Source organism: Klebsiella sp. R390, from assembly GCF_051131745.1.
Lineage (GTDB): Bacteria > Pseudomonadota > Gammaproteobacteria > Enterobacterales > Enterobacteriaceae > Klebsiella.
The window spans coordinates 1,716,023-1,732,651 of record NZ_CP180445.1 but is presented as its reverse complement, the minus strand read 5'-3'; the positions used below and the strand labels follow the sequence as shown (position 1 = coordinate 1,732,651).

Genomic DNA, 16,629 nt, shown 5'->3' with positions numbered 1-16,629 from the left:
GTGTCGAGAAATAAGTAAACCGGAATCTGAAGATGTCTGAACCACGTTTCGTCCACCTACGGGTGCATAGCGACTATTCCATGATCGATGGGCTGGCAAAAACCGGGCCGCTGGTGAAAAAGGCGGCCGCGCTTGGCATGCCTGCTCTGGCGATCACCGATTTTACTAACCTGTGTGGTCTGGTGAAGTTCTACGGCGCGGGACATGGCGCGGGGCTGAAACCGATCGTCGGGGCGGATTTTCACGTCCAGAGCGAGCTGATGGGTGATGAGTTCACCGAATTAACCGTTCTGGCGGCCAACAATACCGGTTATCAGAACCTGACGCTGCTGATTTCCCGCGCCTATCAGCGTGGTTATGGCGCGCTGGGGCCCTATATTGATCGCGACTGGTTGATTGAACACCAGGAAGGGCTGATTTTGCTGTCCGGCGCCCGCAAAGGTGACGTCGGTATCAGCCTGATGCGTGGCAATATGCCGCTGGTCGAACAGTGCGTCGCTTTCTACGAAGAACATTTCCCGGACCGCTACTATCTGGAGCTTATCCGCACCGGCCGTGCCGATGAAGAGGCATATTTACATGCCGCCGTGCAGCTCGCCGAAGCGCGCGGGTTGCCGGTTGTGGCCACCAATGATGTCCGCTTCCTCGAAACCGGCGACTTCGATGCCCATGAGATCCGCGTCGCGATCCATGACGGTTTTACCCTCGATGATCCAAAGCGCCCACGTAACTATTCGCCGCAGCAATATATGCGCAGCGAAGACGAAATGTGCGAGTTGTTCTCCGATATTCCCGAGGCGCTGGAAAATACCGTCGAAATAGCCAAGCGCTGCAACGTGACCGTGCGTTTAGGCGAATATTTCCTGCCGCAATTCCCGACAGGAGAGATGACGACAGAAGATTTTCTGGTCCTGAAATCGAAAGAAGGTCTGGAAGAGCGTCTGGAGTTCCTGTTCCCGGATCCGGCTGTCCGTGCGGAGAAACGTCCCGCCTATGATGAGCGTCTGGACATCGAGCTCCAGGTGATTAACCAGATGGGCTTCCCCGGCTACTTCCTGATCGTAATGGAGTTTATCCAGTGGTCGAAGGATAACGGCGTGCCGGTCGGGCCTGGCCGTGGTTCTGGTGCCGGCTCATTAGTGGCTTACGCCTTAAAAATCACCGATCTGGACCCGCTGGAGTTCGATCTGCTGTTCGAACGTTTCCTCAACCCGGAACGTGTCTCAATGCCCGACTTTGACGTCGATTTCTGCATGGAGAAACGCGACCAGGTTATCGAACACGTGGCGGACATGTACGGCCGCGACGCGGTATCGCAGATCATCACCTTCGGTACGATGGCGGCGAAAGCGGTTATCCGTGACGTGGGGCGCGTGCTTGGCCACCCGTACGGGTTCGTTGACCGTATTTCAAAACTGGTGCCGCCAGACCCGGGCATGACGCTGGCAAAAGCCTTTGAGGCTGAGCCGCAGCTGCCGGAAATCTACGAAGCCGACGAAGAAGTGAAAGCGCTGATCGACATGGCGCGCAAACTGGAAGGCGTCACGCGTAACGCCGGTAAACATGCCGGGGGCGTGGTTATCGCGCCAACCAAAATTACCGATTTCGCCCCGCTGTACTGCGATGAAGCCGGGCTGCATCCGGTCACCCAGTTTGATAAAAACGACGTTGAATATGCCGGGCTGGTCAAGTTTGACTTCCTCGGTCTGCGTACGTTGACCATCATCAACTGGGCACTGGAGATGATCAACAAGCGGCGGGAGAAGCAAGGCGAAGCGCCGCTGGATATTGCGGCGATCCCGCTGGATGACAAGAAAAGCTTCGACATGCTGCAGCGCTCGGAAACCACCGCGGTGTTCCAGCTTGAATCGCGCGGCATGAAAGACCTGATCAAGCGTCTGCAGCCTGACTGCTTTGAGGATATGATCGCCCTGGTGGCGCTGTTCCGCCCCGGCCCCCTGCAATCGGGGATGGTAGATAACTTTATCGACCGTAAGCATGGCCGCGAGGAGATCTCTTACCCTGACGTACAGTGGCAACATGAATGCCTGAAACCGGTACTTGAGCCAACTTATGGCATCATCTTGTATCAGGAACAGGTCATGCAGATCGCCCAGGAGCTTTCTGGCTACACGTTGGGCGGCGCGGATATGCTGCGTCGTGCGATGGGTAAGAAAAAACCCGAGGAGATGGCCAAGCAGCGCGGGACCTTCGAGGATGGGGCGAAGAAAAACGGCGTCGACGGCGAGCTGGCGATGAAAATCTTCGACTTGGTAGAGAAATTTGCCGGTTATGGGTTTAACAAATCGCACTCGGCTGCCTACGCGCTGGTCTCATACCAGACGCTGTGGTTAAAGGCGCACTATCCAGCCGAATTTATGGCGGCGGTTATGACCGCAGATATGGATAACACCGAGAAAGTGGTCGGGCTGGTGGATGAATGCTGGCGAATGGGGCTGAAAATCCTGCCACCGGATATTAACTCCGGGCTGTACCATTTCCACGTCAATGACGACGGTGAGATAGTCTACGGCATCGGCGCGATTAAAGGCGTCGGCGAAGGCCCCATTGAAGCGATTATTGAAGCGCGTAACGAGGGCGGTTATTTCCGCGAGCTGTTTGACCTGTGCGCCCGTACCGACATCAAAAAACTGAACCGTCGGATACTGGAAAAATTGATTATGTCCGGGGCATTTGACCGCCTCGGTCCGCATCGTGCGGCGTTAATGAATTCGCTGAGTGATGCGCTGAAGGCCGCCGATCAACATGCGAAAGCCGAGGCGATTGGTCAGGCAGATATGTTCGGGGTGCTGGCAGAAGAGCCGGAACAGATCGAACAATCTTATGCCAACTGTCAGCCGTGGCCGGAGCAGGTGGTGCTGGACGGTGAAAGGGAAACGCTCGGTCTGTATCTGACGGGGCACCCCATCAACCAGTATTTGAGAGAGATTGAGCGCTACGTGGGTGGCGTGAGACTCAAAGACATGCATCCGACCGATCGTGGTAAAGTAACCACGGCGGCGGGGCTCGTGATTGCCGCGCGGGTAATGGTCACCAAGCGCGGTAATCGTATCGGTATCTGTACGTTGGATGACCGTTCCGGGCGTCTGGAGGTGATGTTATTCACCGACGCGCTGGATAAATATCAGCAATTGCTGGAAAAAGACCGCATACTTATCGTCAGCGGACAGGTCAGCTTTGATGACTTTAGCGGGGGGCTTAAAATGACCGCCCGTGAAGTGATGGACATTGACGAAGCCCGGGAAAAATATGCTCGCGGGCTTGCTATCTCGCTGACGGACAGGCAAATTGATGACCAGCTTTTAAACCGACTCCGTCAGTCTCTGGAACCCCACCGTTCGGGAACTATTCCAGTACACCTCTATTATCAGAGGGCGGATGCACGCGCGCGGTTGCGTTTTGGTGCAACATGGCGCGTCTCTCCGAGCGATCGTTTACTCAACGATCTGCGTGGCCTTATCGGCTCGGAGCAGGTGGAACTGGAGTTTGACTAATACAGGAATACTATGAGTCTGAATTTCCTTGATTTTGAACAGCCGATTGCAGAGCTGGAAGCGAAAATCGATTCCCTGACTGCAGTAAGCCGTCAGGATGAGAAACTCGATATTAACATCGACGAAGAAGTGCATCGTCTGCGTGAGAAAAGCGTAGAACTGACGCGCAAAATCTTCGCCGATCTTGGTGCATGGCAGGTTGCTCAACTGGCTCGCCATCCACGTCGCCCGTACACCCTGGATTATGTCCGCCTGGCTTTCGACGAGTTTGACGAGCTGGCTGGTGACCGTGCTTACGCTGACGACAAAGCTATTGTCGGGGGCATTGCACGTCTGGACGGGCGTCCGGTGATGATCATCGGCCATCAGAAAGGGCGCGAAACGAAAGAAAAAATTCGTCGCAACTTCGGGATGCCGGCACCGGAAGGCTACCGCAAAGCACTGCGTCTGATGGAGATGGCCGAGCGTTTTAAAATGCCGATCATCACCTTTATCGACACCCCAGGGGCTTACCCGGGCGTCGGCGCAGAAGAGCGCGGCCAGTCTGAAGCGATTGCTCGCAACCTGCGTGAAATGTCACGTCTGAGCGTTCCGGTCATCTGCACCGTGATTGGTGAAGGTGGCTCCGGTGGTGCACTGGCGATCGGCGTTGGCGACAAGGTCAACATGCTGCAGTACAGCACCTACTCGGTTATTTCACCGGAAGGCTGCGCGTCCATTCTGTGGAAAAGCGCCGATAAAGCCCCGCTGGCTGCCGAAGCGATGGGGATCGTGGCCCCGCGCCTGAAAGAGCTGAAGCTTATCGACTCTATTATTCCGGAGCCGTTGGGCGGTGCGCATCGTAACCCGGAAGCCATCGCGGCAAGCCTGAAGGCGCAGCTGCTGGCCGATCTGGCGGATCTCGATACGCTGAGCGAAGAAGAGCTGTTAAACCGTCGCTATCAGCGCCTGATGAGCTACGGTTACGCCTGATAATCTCCCGGCTTAACGCATATCAGGGGTCGGATTTTCCGACCCCTTTTTTATGTGCCATACGCCAGCGCGATTGATATGATGCCTGACTTAGGTTAATTCCAGGAGGAAAGCGTGAATATCATCGCCATCATGGGGCCACACGGCGTCTACCATAAAGACGAACCGATCAAAGAGCTGGAAGCTGCCCTGCAACGGCAAGGCTTTCAGACCATCTGGCCGCAAAACAGCGCCGACCTGCTGCAGTTTATTGAACATAATCCTCGGATCTGCGGAGTCATCTTTGACTGGGATGAGTACAACGTCGATCTGTGCAGCGATATCAATCAACTGAACGAATACCTCCCGCTTTATGCCTTTATCAACGCGCACTCGACGATGGACGTCAGCAGCCAGGATCTGCGGATGACGCTGTGGTTCTTCGAATATGCGCTGGGCCTGGCACCAGAGATAGCCACACGTATCGCCCAGTACACCCGTGAATATCTGGATAACATCACGCCGCCGTTTACCAAAGCGCTGTTCAACTATGTGCAGGAGGGAAAATATACCTTCTGTACGCCGGGGCATATGGGGGGAAGTGCATACCAGAAAAGCCCGGTTGGCTGCCTGTTTTATGACTTCTTCGGCGGCAATACGCTTAAAGCCGATGTCTCTATTTCGGTGACCGAGCTGGGGTCGTTGCTTGATCACACCGGCCCGCATCTGGAAGCGGAAGAGTATATCGCTCGCGCTTTTGGCGCGGAACAGAGCTACATGGTGACCAACGGGACGTCGACCTCGAACAAGATTGTTGGCATGTACTCAGCGCCGGCTGGCAGCACGCTGCTTATCGACCGTAACTGTCATAAATCACTGGCCCATCTGCTGATGATGAGCGATGTCGTTCCGCTGTGGCTGAAACCGACCCGCAATGCGCTGGGCATTCTTGGCGGCATACCGAAACGCGAATTCACCCGCGACAGCATTCAACAAAAGGTTAACGGGACGGGGGGCGCCGCGTGGCCGGTGCATGCGGTGATCACCAACTCCACCTATGATGGCCTGCTCTATAACACCACCTGGATCAAAGAGACGCTGGATGTGCCGTCGATCCATTTTGATTCCGCCTGGGTGCCCTATACCCACTTCCACCCGATCTACCACGGGAAGAGCGGAATGAGCGGCGATCGCATTCCCGGTAAGGTGATCTTCGAAACGCAATCCACGCATAAAATGTTGGCAGCGCTGTCGCAGGCCTCGCTTATTCATATTAAAGGTAGCTACGATGAAGATACCTTTAATGAAGCCTTTATGATGCATACCTCAACGTCACCGAGCTATCCCATTGTCGCCTCGATAGAAACCGCAGCGGCGATGCTGCGTGGCAACTCCGGTAAACGTTTGATTCAGCGTTCAATTGAGCGGGCACTCGACTTCCGCAAAGAGGTTCAGCGCCTGCGCGAAGAGTCTGACGGCTGGTTCTTTGATATCTGGCAACCGGAAGACATCGAACAGGCGCAGTGCTGGCCAGTGGCAAGTGGTGAGAGCTGGCACGGTTTTAGCGATGCTGACGACGATCATATGTTCCTCGACCCGGTGAAGGTGACGATCCTGACGCCGGGTATGGACGAACAAGGCAAGATGGATGATGAAGGTATTCCTGCCGCGCTGGTGGCAAAATTCCTTGATGAGCGTGGCGTGGTGGTGGAGAAAACCGGCCCGTATAACCTGCTGTTTCTGTTCAGTATCGGTATAGATAAAACCCGGGCAATGGGGCTGCTGCGCGGCCTGACCGAGTTTAAGCGCGCCTACGATCTTAACCTGCGGGTGAAGAACATGCTGCCGGATCTCTACGCAGAAGATCCCGACTTCTACCGCAACATGCGCATCCAGGATCTGGCGCAGGGGATCCACCGTCTGATCCGCCAACATCAGCTACCGCAATTGATGCTCAGCGCCTTTGATGTTCTGCCGGAAATGAAGATGACGCCGAATAAGGCCTGGCAGCGGCAAATTAAAGGCGAAGTGGAAACCATTGAGCTGGAAAATCTGGTCGGTCGCATCTCAGCGAATATGATTCTGCCTTACCCGCCGGGCGTGCCGCTGCTGATGCCCGGCGAGATGATTACCGAAGAAAGCCGGACGGTACTCGATTTCCTGCTAATGCTCTGTTCAATTGGCCGTCATTATCCCGGATTTGAAACGGATATCCACGGAGCGAAGCGTGATGAGGATGGCGTATACCGGGTACGAGTCTTAAAAAATGGCTAACGGCTTGCGCCGTGATGAGCGGCGCGAGTAACCTGGTCAGTAATAACAGAAGGAGTAGATATGCTGGGTTTAAAACGGGTTCACCATATTGCCATCATCGCCACCAACTATGCGCAGAGCAAAGCCTTCTACTGCGACATCCTGGGTTTTACATTGCAGAGCGAGTTCTACCGCGAAGCGCGTGACTCCTGGAAGGGCGATCTGGCGTTGAACGGCGAATATGTGATTGAGCTGTTCTCGTTCCCGTTCCCGCCGGCCCGACCCAGCCGCCCGGAAGCCTGTGGCCTTCGTCATCTGGCATTTAGCGTGGATGATATCGATGCGGCGGTTGTCCATCTTGAGGCACACGGCGTGGCCTGTGAAGCGGTGCGTGTCGATCCTTTCACCGGTAAGCGCTTTACCTTTTTTAGCGATCCCGACGGCCTGCCGCTCGAGATTTATCAACAGTAGCCCTTGTCAGAGAACGTCCTGCCCGGTAACGTGCCGGACTATCTCTCCCCAGCCAGCACTATCATGATGATGACGCCCGATATTGCGCAACGCCTTCAACCGTACCGCCAGTTTTTAGTCGCCTTCAGCGGCGGCCTGGATTCGACGGTACTTCTACATCAGCTGGTCTGCTGGCGCGAGCGGGACCCGACGCTGCAGCTGCGGGCTATCCATATCCACCATGGCCTGAGCGCCAATGCCGATAGCTGGGTGGCGCACTGCCAGCAGCTTTGCCAGCAGTGGCAGGTGCCGCTGCTGGTTGAGCGTGTGACCCTTGCTGATGAGGGGCTCGGTGTAGAGGCGCATGCCCGACAGGCGCGTTATCAGGCTTTCCGGACGGCGTTGCTGCCGGGCGAGGTGCTGGTAACCGCTCAGCATCTTGATGACCAGTGTGAAACCTTCCTGTTGGCGCTCAAACGAGGCAGCGGCCCGACCGGACTGGCGGCGATGGCGGCATCCTCTGAGTTCGCCGGCACCCGTCTGCTGCGTCCGTTGCTGAACTGCCGCCGCGAGGCGCTGCTGCAGTGGGCGCTAAGCCATCAGCTCCAGTGGATTGAGGATGAGAGCAATCAGGATGATGCCTACGATCGTAATTTTCTTCGTCTGCGCGTGGTCCCGCAGCTGAATGCACGCTGGCCTCACTTTAGTGAAGCGGTGGCCCGCAGCGCCGGGCTGTGCGGCGAGCAGGAACAGTTGCTGGATGAACTGCTTGCCGAAGATCTGGCAAAGCTGGTGGCCGCGGATAGCTCGCTGGCTATCGAACCGCTAATCGCCATGAGTGCGCCGCGGCGCGCAGCGCTGCTGCGGCGATGGCTGGCAGGACAGAGCGCGCCGATGCCCTCCCGTGAGGTACCGGAGCGTATCTGGCGTGAAGTGGCCCTGGCGCGTGAAGATGCATTTCCCTGCCTGCGGCTTGGGGACTTTTCCGTACGCCGCTATCAGCAGCGTCTGTGGTGGGTGAGATTCCTGCCGGGTCAGGCCGAACTCACCGTGCCGTGGCCCGATTACCGTCAGCCATTAGCGCTGCCGGAAGGATTGGGAGAACTGGCATTGCATACCGGTGGGCCGTTGCGTAGGCCGCGTCCGGAAGAGGCGGTGACGGTACGCTTTCGTGCCAGCGGCCATCTGCATATTGTCGGTCGTCACGGCGGCCGTAAGCTGAAAAAAATCTGGCAGGAATTAGGCGTCGCCCCCTGGCGTCGCGATACCACGCCGCTGCTGTTTTACGGCGATACGCTGATTGCGGCCGCAGATGCGCTGTTTGTTACCCGTGAAGGGGAAGTGGGTGATGGCGAAGGGATACAGCTGATATGGAGGAAAACGGGCGGCTGAGCCACCCGTTTTTATTCAGGACTCACTCACCACCACGGTACCGATTTCCGGGTGGCTGAAGCTGGCGATTTTATCCAGACGTAGCTCACGAGCATTCCCGCTCAGTTCCACTACCAGATACTCGATATTTTTGCGTGAGATAAGATCGGTTGCCTTAGCCTGCAACTGCTCACCATCTTTGAGCGTCAGAACAAGCACCAGATGGTGCTGGCAGGCAAGCTCGAGATTGTCATAATCATCACAGTTGATGGGTTGATAAGTATCATTCATTGACATAATCGCTCACCAGTAAGTTTGCTGCCGCATACGCGGCCTTTTCCCTGACTGACTCCGAAAGGGCCTCATCCGCCGCAATTTCATTCAATACTTTCAACACGCAACCCAGCGCATTCGGGATATACCCCAGGTCTCCGCTGGCTATTTCCGCATATCGCTTGCGTATTAACTCACAATATTGCTCCACATTCCCTCCTGTCAGTATGCTGACTCAACCGTGGGATGCAAGTTTAAGCCTACGAAGATACACTCTGTTTAGCAAGGTGACTATACCATAGTCATTTAAGCAATATCAGCAGGATGAAAAGGGGACCGCGGATTGTCGGCAGCCTTTTGTCGTGAGTTTCGCTACAATGTACGCCATTTTTTTCGGGAGTTTATTCATGGCGCTGAAAGCGACAATTTATAAGGCAACGGTGAACGTCGCCGATCTGGATCGTAACCAGTTTCTGGATGCCAGCCTGACGCTGGCACAGCATCCGTCGGAAACCCAGGAGCGCATGATGTTACGCCTGCTGGCGTGGATCAAATATGCCGACGAGCGACTGCAGTTTACCCGTGGCCTGTCGTCTGATGATGAGGCTGAGCTATGGTTGCTCAACGATCATCTCGGCGTTGATCTGTGGATTGAACTCGGTTTGCCGGATGAGCGCCGGATAAAAAAAGCCTGCTCGCGTTCGCAGGAAGTGGTGTTGTTTACCTACAATAGCCGGGCGGCGGAAATCTGGTGGCAGCAAAATAAGAGCAAAATGGCACAGTTCAGTAAGCTGACGGTGTGGTATCTGGATGATGCTCAACTGGCCCAGCTCAGCGCATTTGCCGATCGCTCGATGGTATTACAGGCCACGATCCAGGACGGCAGCATCTGGTTATCGGATGCTAAGAATAATCTGGAAATTAATCTGACGGCGTGGCAACCGTCAGCATGATTACGATTAGCCGCAGCGTTGCTATTCCCGATGAAGAGGTGACTCTTTCGGGGATCCGCGCGCAGGGCGCGGGCGGTCAGCACGTCAATAAGGCGTCAACCGCCATCCATCTGCGGTTTGACATTAAAGCTTCAAGCCTGCCTGAGTATTATAAAGAACGCCTGCTGACCGCCAGCCACCACTTAATTTCTGCCGACGGTGTGGTTATTATTAAGGCTCAGGAATATCGCAGCCAGGAAATGAATCGCGAAGCGGCACTGTCTCGTCTGGTTGCGTTAATTAAAGAATTAACCGTAGTGCAAAAAAGCCGTCGTGAGACCCGGCCGACCCGGGCGTCAAAAGAGCGGCGCCTTGCCTCGAAGGCGCAAAAATCCTCAGTCAAAGCACTGCGTGGGAAAGTTCGTCAGTAAGCGCTAAGGCGAACCGGTGGAATGGATTATAAGGAATTAACAGTGAAGAAAATCGTACTCTCAGTGGCAGCGGCGTGTTCGCTCTTTGCGCTATTTGGTTGTAACCATCGTTCGGATGTTGAAACGCTGCAGCCAGCGCCGATGGAAGAGCTGAAGCCGATGCAGCAAAGCTGGCGCGGTGTTTTGCCCTGCGCTGATTGTGAAGGCATCGAAACCACGCTGTTCCTCGAAAAAGACGGTAGCTGGGTGATGAACGAGCGCTATCAAGGGGTCAACCGTGAGCCGTCATCATTTGCCTCATACGGCACCTGGGCGCGGACTGCGGATAAGCTGGTACTGACCGACAGCAAAGGCGAGAAATCCTATTACCGGGCGAAGGGGGACTCGCTGGATATGCTCGATCGTGAAGGCAATCCGATTGAGTCGACGCTGAACTATACCCTGAAATCGGTTAAAGCCAGTCTGCCAACCACGCCGATGACCATGCGTGGCATGTATTTCTATATGGCGGATGCGGCGACCTTCACCGACTGTGCAACCGGTAAGCGGGTTGCGGTGGCGAACAATGCTCAGCTGGAACGCGATTATGCGGCCGCTCGCGGCAACCAAACGCATCCGGTTCTGCTGGTGGTGGACGGACACTTTACCCTGGAAGCCAACCCTGACAGCGGTGAAATGGTGAAAACCCTGAAGGCGGATAAAGACATTAAATTTGTCCCCGGTAAAGACTGTAATCAGTAACCAGCAATGGCCGTATTGCTGGTACCACGGACATAAAAAAGGCCCCGCATTTGCGGGGCCTTTTACATTCATCAGCGGAATTAGCCTTTGATAGCGCGAACCAGATAGTCCACGATGTCACCGGTTTTAATCAGCTGCTTCTCGCCGTTGCGACGATATTTATATTCGATATCGTCGTTGTCGAGGTTACGATCGCCGAGCACGATGGTATGCGGAATACCAATCAGCTCCATATCAGCAAACATGACGCCCGGACGCTCTTTACGGTCGTCCATCAGTACTTCAATGCCCTGAGCACGCAGTTCAGCATACAGCTTCTCAGCCAGTTCCTGCACACGGTAAGACTTGTGCATGTTCATTGGCAGGATTGCGACCTGGAACGGTGCAATGGCATCAGGCCAGACGATACCGCGATCGTCAAAGTTCTGCTCAATGGCTGCCGCAACGACACGCGTCACCCCAATACCATAGCAACCCATGGTCAGGACCTGGTTACGGCCGTCTTCGCCCTGTACGGATGCGTTCATCGCCTGGGAGTACTTGGTCCCCAGTTGGAAGATGTGACCGACTTCGATGCCGCGTTTAATCAGCAGCGTACCCTGACCATCCGGGCTCGGATCGCCTGCGACCACGTTACGGATGTCCGCGACTTCCGGGGTGGCGACGTCGCGATCCCAGTTGATGCCAAAGTAGTGTTTGCCATCGATATTTGCGCCGGCAGCGAAATCGCTCATGACGGCAACGGTACGGTCGATAACCACCGGAATCGGCATATTCACCGGGCCCAGCGATCCAGGGCCTGCTTTAACGATGGCGCGGATCTCGTCTTCGGTCGCGAAGGTCAGCGGGCTGGCAACCTGCGGCAGTTTTTCCGCTTTCACTTCGTTCAGCTCGTGGTCGCCGCGTACCAGCAGCGCAACCAGCGGGTAGCTTCCACCTTCAACGGCTTTAACCAGCAGCGTTTTGACGGTTTTTTCAATCGGCAGATTAAACTGTTCAACCAGCTCAGCAATGGTTTTCGCATTCGGCGTATCGACCAGGGTCATCTCCTGGGTGGCAGCGGCGCGCGGCGCTTTTGGCGCAACGGCTTCTGCGAACTCGATGTTGGCGGCGAAATCAGAGCTGTCGGAGAAGATCACGTCATCTTCGCCGCTCAGTGCCAGAACCTGGAACTCATGCGATGCGCTGCCGCCGATGGAGCCGGTGTCAGCCTGTACCGCGCGGAAATCCAGACCCATACGGGTGAAGATTTTGCTGTACGCGGTGTACATCGCGTCGTAGGTTTCCTGCAGCGATTCCTGAGAAGTATGGAAAGAGTATGCATCTTTCATCAGGAACTCGCGCGAGCGCATCACGCCAAAGCGCGGACGAACTTCGTCACGGAACTTGGTCTGGATCTGGAAGAAGTTCAGCGGCAGCTGCTTGTACGAGTTCAGCTCGTTACGAATCAGGTCAGTGATGACCTCTTCATGCGTCGGGCCAAGGACAAACGGACGGTCGCCACGATCAACGAAGCGCAGCAGTTCCGGACCGTATTGCTCCCAGCGACCGCTCTCCTGCCATAAATCCGCTGGCTGAACCACCGGCATGGACACCTCGATAGCACCGGCGTTGTTCATCTCTTCACGCACGATGTTTTCGACTTTTTTCAGGACGCGCAGGCCGGTCGGCAGCCAGGTGTACAACCCGGAGGCCAGCTTACGGATCATCCCGGCGCGCAGCATCAACTGATGGCTGATGACTTCGGCGTCGGCAGGTGTCTCCTTTTGAGTGGAGAGCAGGTATTGGCTAGTACGCATGTTGTTACGGTTCCATTTGGACGATCGGAACAGGCTGGGGACCAGCCTGAAACAAAAAAAGTGGTTTAGTTTACCAGTGTGGCAAAGATGCCAAAAGAGAGGAAAATAAAATTACCGTGGTTCAAGGGCAAAGACTTCAAAACCCGACGGGATAACACGCCAGCGGACGTTGAAATCAAGCAGCCAGACGGCATAGGTTTTTCCCGCTTCTTCCTCTTTACGATAGGCAGGACGCGGATCCTGCGCCAGCACTTCCCGGATAAACGCTCTAAGGTGCGGATAGCGCTTTTCCAGTGTGAAAAGCTGCGTGTCCAGCTCAGGCGTAAAGCTCACCGTCATCTCCGCCAGCGGTGCCTGCTGGGCATAGCTGGCGCTGGCATCCGGCAGCGCTTCGGCAAACGGCAGATAAGGTTTGATATCCACCACTGGGGTGCCGTCCACCAGGTCCAGACTCCCGAGCTGCAGGATGACCTGCTCTTTCTGGCAGTGGATACCTTTGAGTTCGACCAGCGACATCCCGATGGGATTAGGGCGAAACGTTGAACGCGTGGCGAACACGCCCATACGCGCATTCCCGCCGAGGCGGGGAGGGCGCACGGTAGGGCGCCACCCACCTTCCATTGTCTGATGGAAGACAAACAGCACCCACAGATGGCTAAAGTCTTCCAGACCGCGTACGGCGTCCGCTTGATTATAGGGCGGCAGCAAATGTAGTTCGCCACCACCATTTTTGACCAGACCTGGCTGGCGCGGCACGGCAAACTTTTCTTTATAGGGCGAACGAATCACACCTATCTGCGCGAACTGGAAAGCACTCATTGCGCCGAAACGTTAAGCGCGGAACCCAGACAAACGGCCTGACGATAGCATCCCGGTGTACCGCTGGTGACTTCACAGCTGTGCAGAAGGACCGCGTTAGCTTTCATTTTGGCCGCATTAATTTGCAGACGTTTGCGGGCGGTCGGGATATTTGGCGGTGAGTCCTGATTGCTGGCCTGGCAAGATTCGCCAGTCACTTCACCCAGATCGCGGAAAGGCTTGCCGACCAGTGCGGATGCATCGGTGTAAATTCTTACCGGCGCCGGACGCGATGCTTTCGGTTTTGCCGTTTCCGTTTTAGCAGGGGCAGTTGCGGTGCTTTGTACAGGTTCGACGGGAGATCTGCTTAGCATTGAACAGCCGCTTAACATGAGCGCTAACAAACAGACCGGTAAAGCACGCATAGGAATTCCTCAAAAAATAATCAAACAGGGCGCTATTGAATCAGGCGCTTGCATAAATGACAAGACGGGCATTAAGCCCGTCCTGAATGATATTACGGTGAAAAAAGATTACCAGCCTTTCACAGCACCACCGTTAAAGATTTTGTTCGCCGCTTCGTAAACTTCATCGCTCTGGTATGCCTGAACAAATTTCTTCACATTTTCGGCATCTTTGTTGTCTTCGCGAGCAACAATCAGGTTCACGTACGGGGAGTCTTTATCTTCAACGAAGATACCATCTTTCGCCGGAGTCAGGCCGATCTGGCTGGCGTAGGTGGTGTTGATCACTGCCAGAGAGATTTGCGCGTCATCCAGAGAACGTGGCAGCTGCGGTGCTTCCAGCTCAACAATCTTCAGGTTTTTCGGGTTTTCAACGATATCCAGAGAGGTCGGCAGCAAGCCAACGCCTTCTTTCAGTTTGATCAGGCCCACTTGCTGCAGCAGCAGCAGGGAACGGCCGAGGTTAGTCGGGTCGTTAGGAATAGCAATCTGGGAGCCCGGCTGCAGCTCGTCCAGAGATTTGATTTTCTTGGAGTAACCGGCAATCGGGTAAACAAAGGAGTTACCGACGGCAACCAGCTTGTAGCCACGGTCTTTAATTTGCTGGTCGAGGTACGGTTTATGCTGGAAGGCGTTGACGTCGATGTCGCCTTTGCTCAGCGCTTCGTTCGGCAGAACGTAATCGTTGAAGGTCACCAGCTCTACGTCGAGACCGTATTTCTCTTTCGCCACTTTCTGAGCAACTTCAGCAACCTGCTGTTCTGCACCCACGATGACGCCGACTTTGATATGGTTCGGGTCTTTCTCATCCTGACCACAACCCACCAGAGCCAGAGAACCGATTAACGCGCCGACCGCCGCAAAGGTTTTAAAATTAAAGGCCATGTTATTTCCTTTCTGTAAGAGTCTTTGTGTACACGAGTCATCAGACCGCCCAGAGACGGCCCACATGATGGTGTGTTGTGTGTTATTTGTGAGTCACAGCCCGGACGATACGATCGCCAGAGAATTGGATTAAATAAACCAGAATAACCAGTAATACCAGCACCGTATTCATTACCGTTGCGTTGTAGCCGATGTAGCCGTACTGATAGCCAATCTGCCCAAGACCGCCGGCACCCACCGCCCCGCCCATGGCGGAATAACCTACCAGGGTAATCAGGGTGATGGTGGCGGCGTTCACCAGTCCCGGCAGCGCTTCTGGCAGCAGCACCTTGCGGACGATCTGCATCGGTGTTGCGCCCATTGCACGGGAGGCTTCAATCAACCCGGTCGGAATTTCCAGCAGCGCGTTTTCGACCATACGGGCGATAAACGGCGCGGCGCCAACCGTCAGCGGTACAATCGCCGCCTGCAGGCCGATGGAGGTACCAACAATCACGCGGGTGAATGGAATCATCCATACCAGCAAGATAATGAAAGGAATAGAACGGAAGATGTTAACCAGCGCGGAGAGCGTCCGGTAAAGCTTCGCGTTGGCGGCAATCTGTCCTGGACGGGTCACGTACAGCAGCACACCGACAGGCAGGCCGAGGACAAAACCGAAAAAGCCGGAGACAAACGTCATGGCCAGCGTTTCCCATACGCCGCGCAACAGCAGCCAAATCATTGCCTCAGACATAACCCAGTACCTCTACTTTTACATGGTGTTCCTGCAACCAGGCGATAGCGGCCTGGGTATCTTCCTGCGTGCCGTGCATCTCGGTCAGCATAATGCCGAACTTCACGCCGCCGGCGTAATCCATCTGCGCGCTAATAATGTTGTTATTCACATTAAAGCGACGGGCGGTTTCAGAGAGCAACGGGGCATCAACAGAGTGGCCGGTAAACTCCATGCGCAGCATTGGCACGCTATCCGGTTGCGCGGTTGGTTTCAGGCGGGCCTGATAATCGTCCGGAATATCCAGATGCAACGTGGACTGAATAAACTGCTGTGCCAGCGGGGTCTTCGGATGAGAGAAGACTTCACTCACCGTATCCTGCTCGATCAACTGACCGTTGCTGATGACCGCGACGCAATCGCAGATGCGTTTGACGACGTCCATCTCGTGGGTGATCAGCAGAATCGTCAGGCCAAGGCGACGGTTGATATCTTTCAACAGCTCAAGGATGGAGCGTGTGGTTGCCGGATCCAGGGCGCTGGTGGCTTCATCACACAGCAGCACCTTCGGGTTGCTTGCCAGGGCGCGGGCAATCGCGACACGTTGTTTCTGCCCGCCGGAGAGGTTGGCCGGGTAGCTGTCATGTTTATCGGCTAGACCAACAAGATCCAACAGTTCGGTCACGCGACGTTTAATCTCTGCTTGTGGAGTGTTGTCCAGTTCCAGCGGCAGTGCGACGTTGCCAAAAACGGTACGGGAAGCCAGCAGATTAAAGTGCTGGAAAATCATGCCAATCTGGCGGCGTGCGCGGGTCAGTTCTTTTTCAGAAAGCGCAGTCAGTTCCTGACCGCCAACCTGAACGCTACCTTCTGTCGGGCGTTCAAGCAGGTTCACGCAGCGAATAAGCGTACTTTTACCAGCACCAGATGCGCCGATAACGCCATAAATTTGTCCGGCAGGGACATGCAGGCTGACATCGTTCAGCGCCTGTATGGTGCGATTCCCTTGCTGGAACACTTTGGTGATATTCGAAAGTTTAATCATCAGTTA

Annotated in this window: 16 protein-coding genes; 8 read left to right on the top strand and 8 right to left on the bottom strand. The window is 55.2% G+C overall.

The window, feature by feature from the left end; translation table 11 throughout:
• Positions 1–32 precede the first annotated feature (32 nt).
• The 5 genes from dnaE (at position 33) to tilS (ending at position 8,561) form a co-directional block, all read left to right on the top strand.
• Positions 33–3,515 (top strand): DNA polymerase III subunit alpha, encoded by a 3,483-nt coding sequence (dnaE, locus tag ACMYSP_RS08110; protein WP_434586290.1) that lies wholly within the window; start codon positions 33–35, stop codon positions 3,513–3,515.
• 12 nt (positions 3,516–3,527) lie between these two features.
• On the top strand, positions 3,528–4,487 hold the full coding sequence (accA, locus tag ACMYSP_RS08105) for an acetyl-CoA carboxylase carboxyl transferase subunit alpha (protein ID WP_045859732.1): 960 nt from the start codon (positions 3,528–3,530) through the stop codon (positions 4,485–4,487).
• A 114-nt stretch (positions 4,488–4,601) separates the two neighbouring features.
• Positions 4,602–6,740: a lysine decarboxylase LdcC gene (locus ACMYSP_RS08100; protein WP_434586289.1), complete on the top strand. Its 2,139-nt coding sequence runs from the start codon at positions 4,602–4,604 to the stop codon at positions 6,738–6,740.
• A 60-nt stretch (positions 6,741–6,800) separates the two neighbouring features.
• Positions 6,801–7,190, top strand: coding sequence for a VOC family protein (locus ACMYSP_RS08095; RefSeq protein WP_434586288.1), 390 nt, complete (start codon positions 6,801–6,803; stop codon positions 7,188–7,190).
• A gap of 69 nt (positions 7,191–7,259) precedes the next feature.
• Complete coding sequence (gene tilS, locus ACMYSP_RS08090) at positions 7,260–8,561, top strand: tRNA lysidine(34) synthetase TilS (RefSeq protein WP_434587044.1); 1,302 nt, start codon at positions 7,260–7,262, stop codon at positions 8,559–8,561.
• Between the two features lie 15 nt (positions 8,562–8,576).
• Here the strand turns inward: tilS and rof are convergent, their stop codons facing one another.
• Complete coding sequence (rof, locus tag ACMYSP_RS08085) at positions 8,577–8,837, bottom strand: Rho-binding antiterminator (RefSeq protein ID WP_123757398.1); 261 nt, start codon at positions 8,835–8,837, stop codon at positions 8,577–8,579.
• The gene (locus ACMYSP_RS08080) at positions 8,824–9,024 is read right to left on the bottom strand and encodes a YaeP family protein (protein WP_123757397.1); all 201 of its coding nucleotides are present in this window, start codon (positions 9,022–9,024) and stop codon (positions 8,824–8,826) included. Before ACMYSP_RS08080 ends, rof begins: the two co-directional genes overlap by 14 nt.
• A gap of 196 nt (positions 9,025–9,220) precedes the next feature.
• On the opposite strand from ACMYSP_RS08080, the gene ACMYSP_RS08075 reads away from it, so the two are divergent.
• Genes ACMYSP_RS08075 through nlpE form a run of 3 tightly spaced genes read left to right on the top strand, consistent with a single transcriptional unit; the run spans position 9,221 to position 10,917 of the window.
• The gene (locus tag ACMYSP_RS08075) at positions 9,221–9,766 is read left to right on the top strand and encodes a YaeQ family protein (protein WP_434586287.1); all 546 of its coding nucleotides are present in this window, start codon (positions 9,221–9,223) and stop codon (positions 9,764–9,766) included.
• Entirely contained in the window at positions 9,763–10,176 is a 414-nt protein-coding gene (arfB, locus tag ACMYSP_RS08070) for an alternative ribosome rescue aminoacyl-tRNA hydrolase ArfB (RefSeq protein ID WP_434586286.1), read from the top strand. Before ACMYSP_RS08075 ends, arfB begins: the two co-directional genes overlap by 4 nt.
• Before the next feature lie 42 nt (positions 10,177–10,218).
• A complete protein-coding gene (gene nlpE, locus ACMYSP_RS08065) occupies positions 10,219–10,917 on the top strand; it encodes an envelope stress response activation lipoprotein NlpE (protein ID WP_434586285.1) in 699 nt (232 codons plus the stop codon).
• Positions 10,918–10,997: 80 nt separating this feature from the next.
• Here nlpE and proS read toward each other — a convergent pair whose 3' ends face one another.
• The 6 genes from proS to metN all read right to left on the bottom strand — a co-directional run bounded on the left by proS (position 10,998) and on the right by metN (position 16,623).
• The gene (proS, locus tag ACMYSP_RS08060; protein WP_434586284.1) at positions 10,998–12,716 is read right to left on the bottom strand and encodes a proline--tRNA ligase; all 1,719 of its coding nucleotides are present in this window, start codon (positions 12,714–12,716) and stop codon (positions 10,998–11,000) included.
• 111 nt (positions 12,717–12,827) lie between these two features.
• Complete coding sequence (tsaA, locus tag ACMYSP_RS08055) at positions 12,828–13,535, bottom strand: tRNA (N6-threonylcarbamoyladenosine(37)-N6)-methyltransferase TrmO (RefSeq protein WP_434586283.1); 708 nt, start codon at positions 13,533–13,535, stop codon at positions 12,828–12,830.
• Complete coding sequence (gene rcsF / locus ACMYSP_RS08050; RefSeq protein WP_434586282.1) at positions 13,532–13,939, bottom strand: Rcs stress response system protein RcsF; 408 nt, start codon at positions 13,937–13,939, stop codon at positions 13,532–13,534. Before rcsF ends, tsaA begins: the two co-directional genes overlap by 4 nt.
• 108 nt (positions 13,940–14,047) lie before the next feature.
• A complete protein-coding gene (metQ, locus tag ACMYSP_RS08045) occupies positions 14,048–14,863 on the bottom strand; it encodes a methionine ABC transporter substrate-binding lipoprotein MetQ (RefSeq protein ID WP_123757391.1) in 816 nt (271 codons plus the stop codon).
• Between the two features lie 82 nt (positions 14,864–14,945).
• Positions 14,946–15,599 (bottom strand): methionine ABC transporter permease MetI, encoded by a 654-nt coding sequence (locus tag ACMYSP_RS08040; protein WP_041144154.1) that lies wholly within the window; start codon positions 15,597–15,599, stop codon positions 14,946–14,948.
• Positions 15,592–16,623, bottom strand: coding sequence for a methionine ABC transporter ATP-binding protein MetN (gene metN / locus ACMYSP_RS08035; protein ID WP_123757390.1), 1,032 nt, complete (start codon positions 16,621–16,623; stop codon positions 15,592–15,594). The genes ACMYSP_RS08040 and metN overlap by 8 nt, the downstream gene beginning before the upstream one ends.
• Positions 16,624–16,629: the final 6 nt, after the last annotated feature.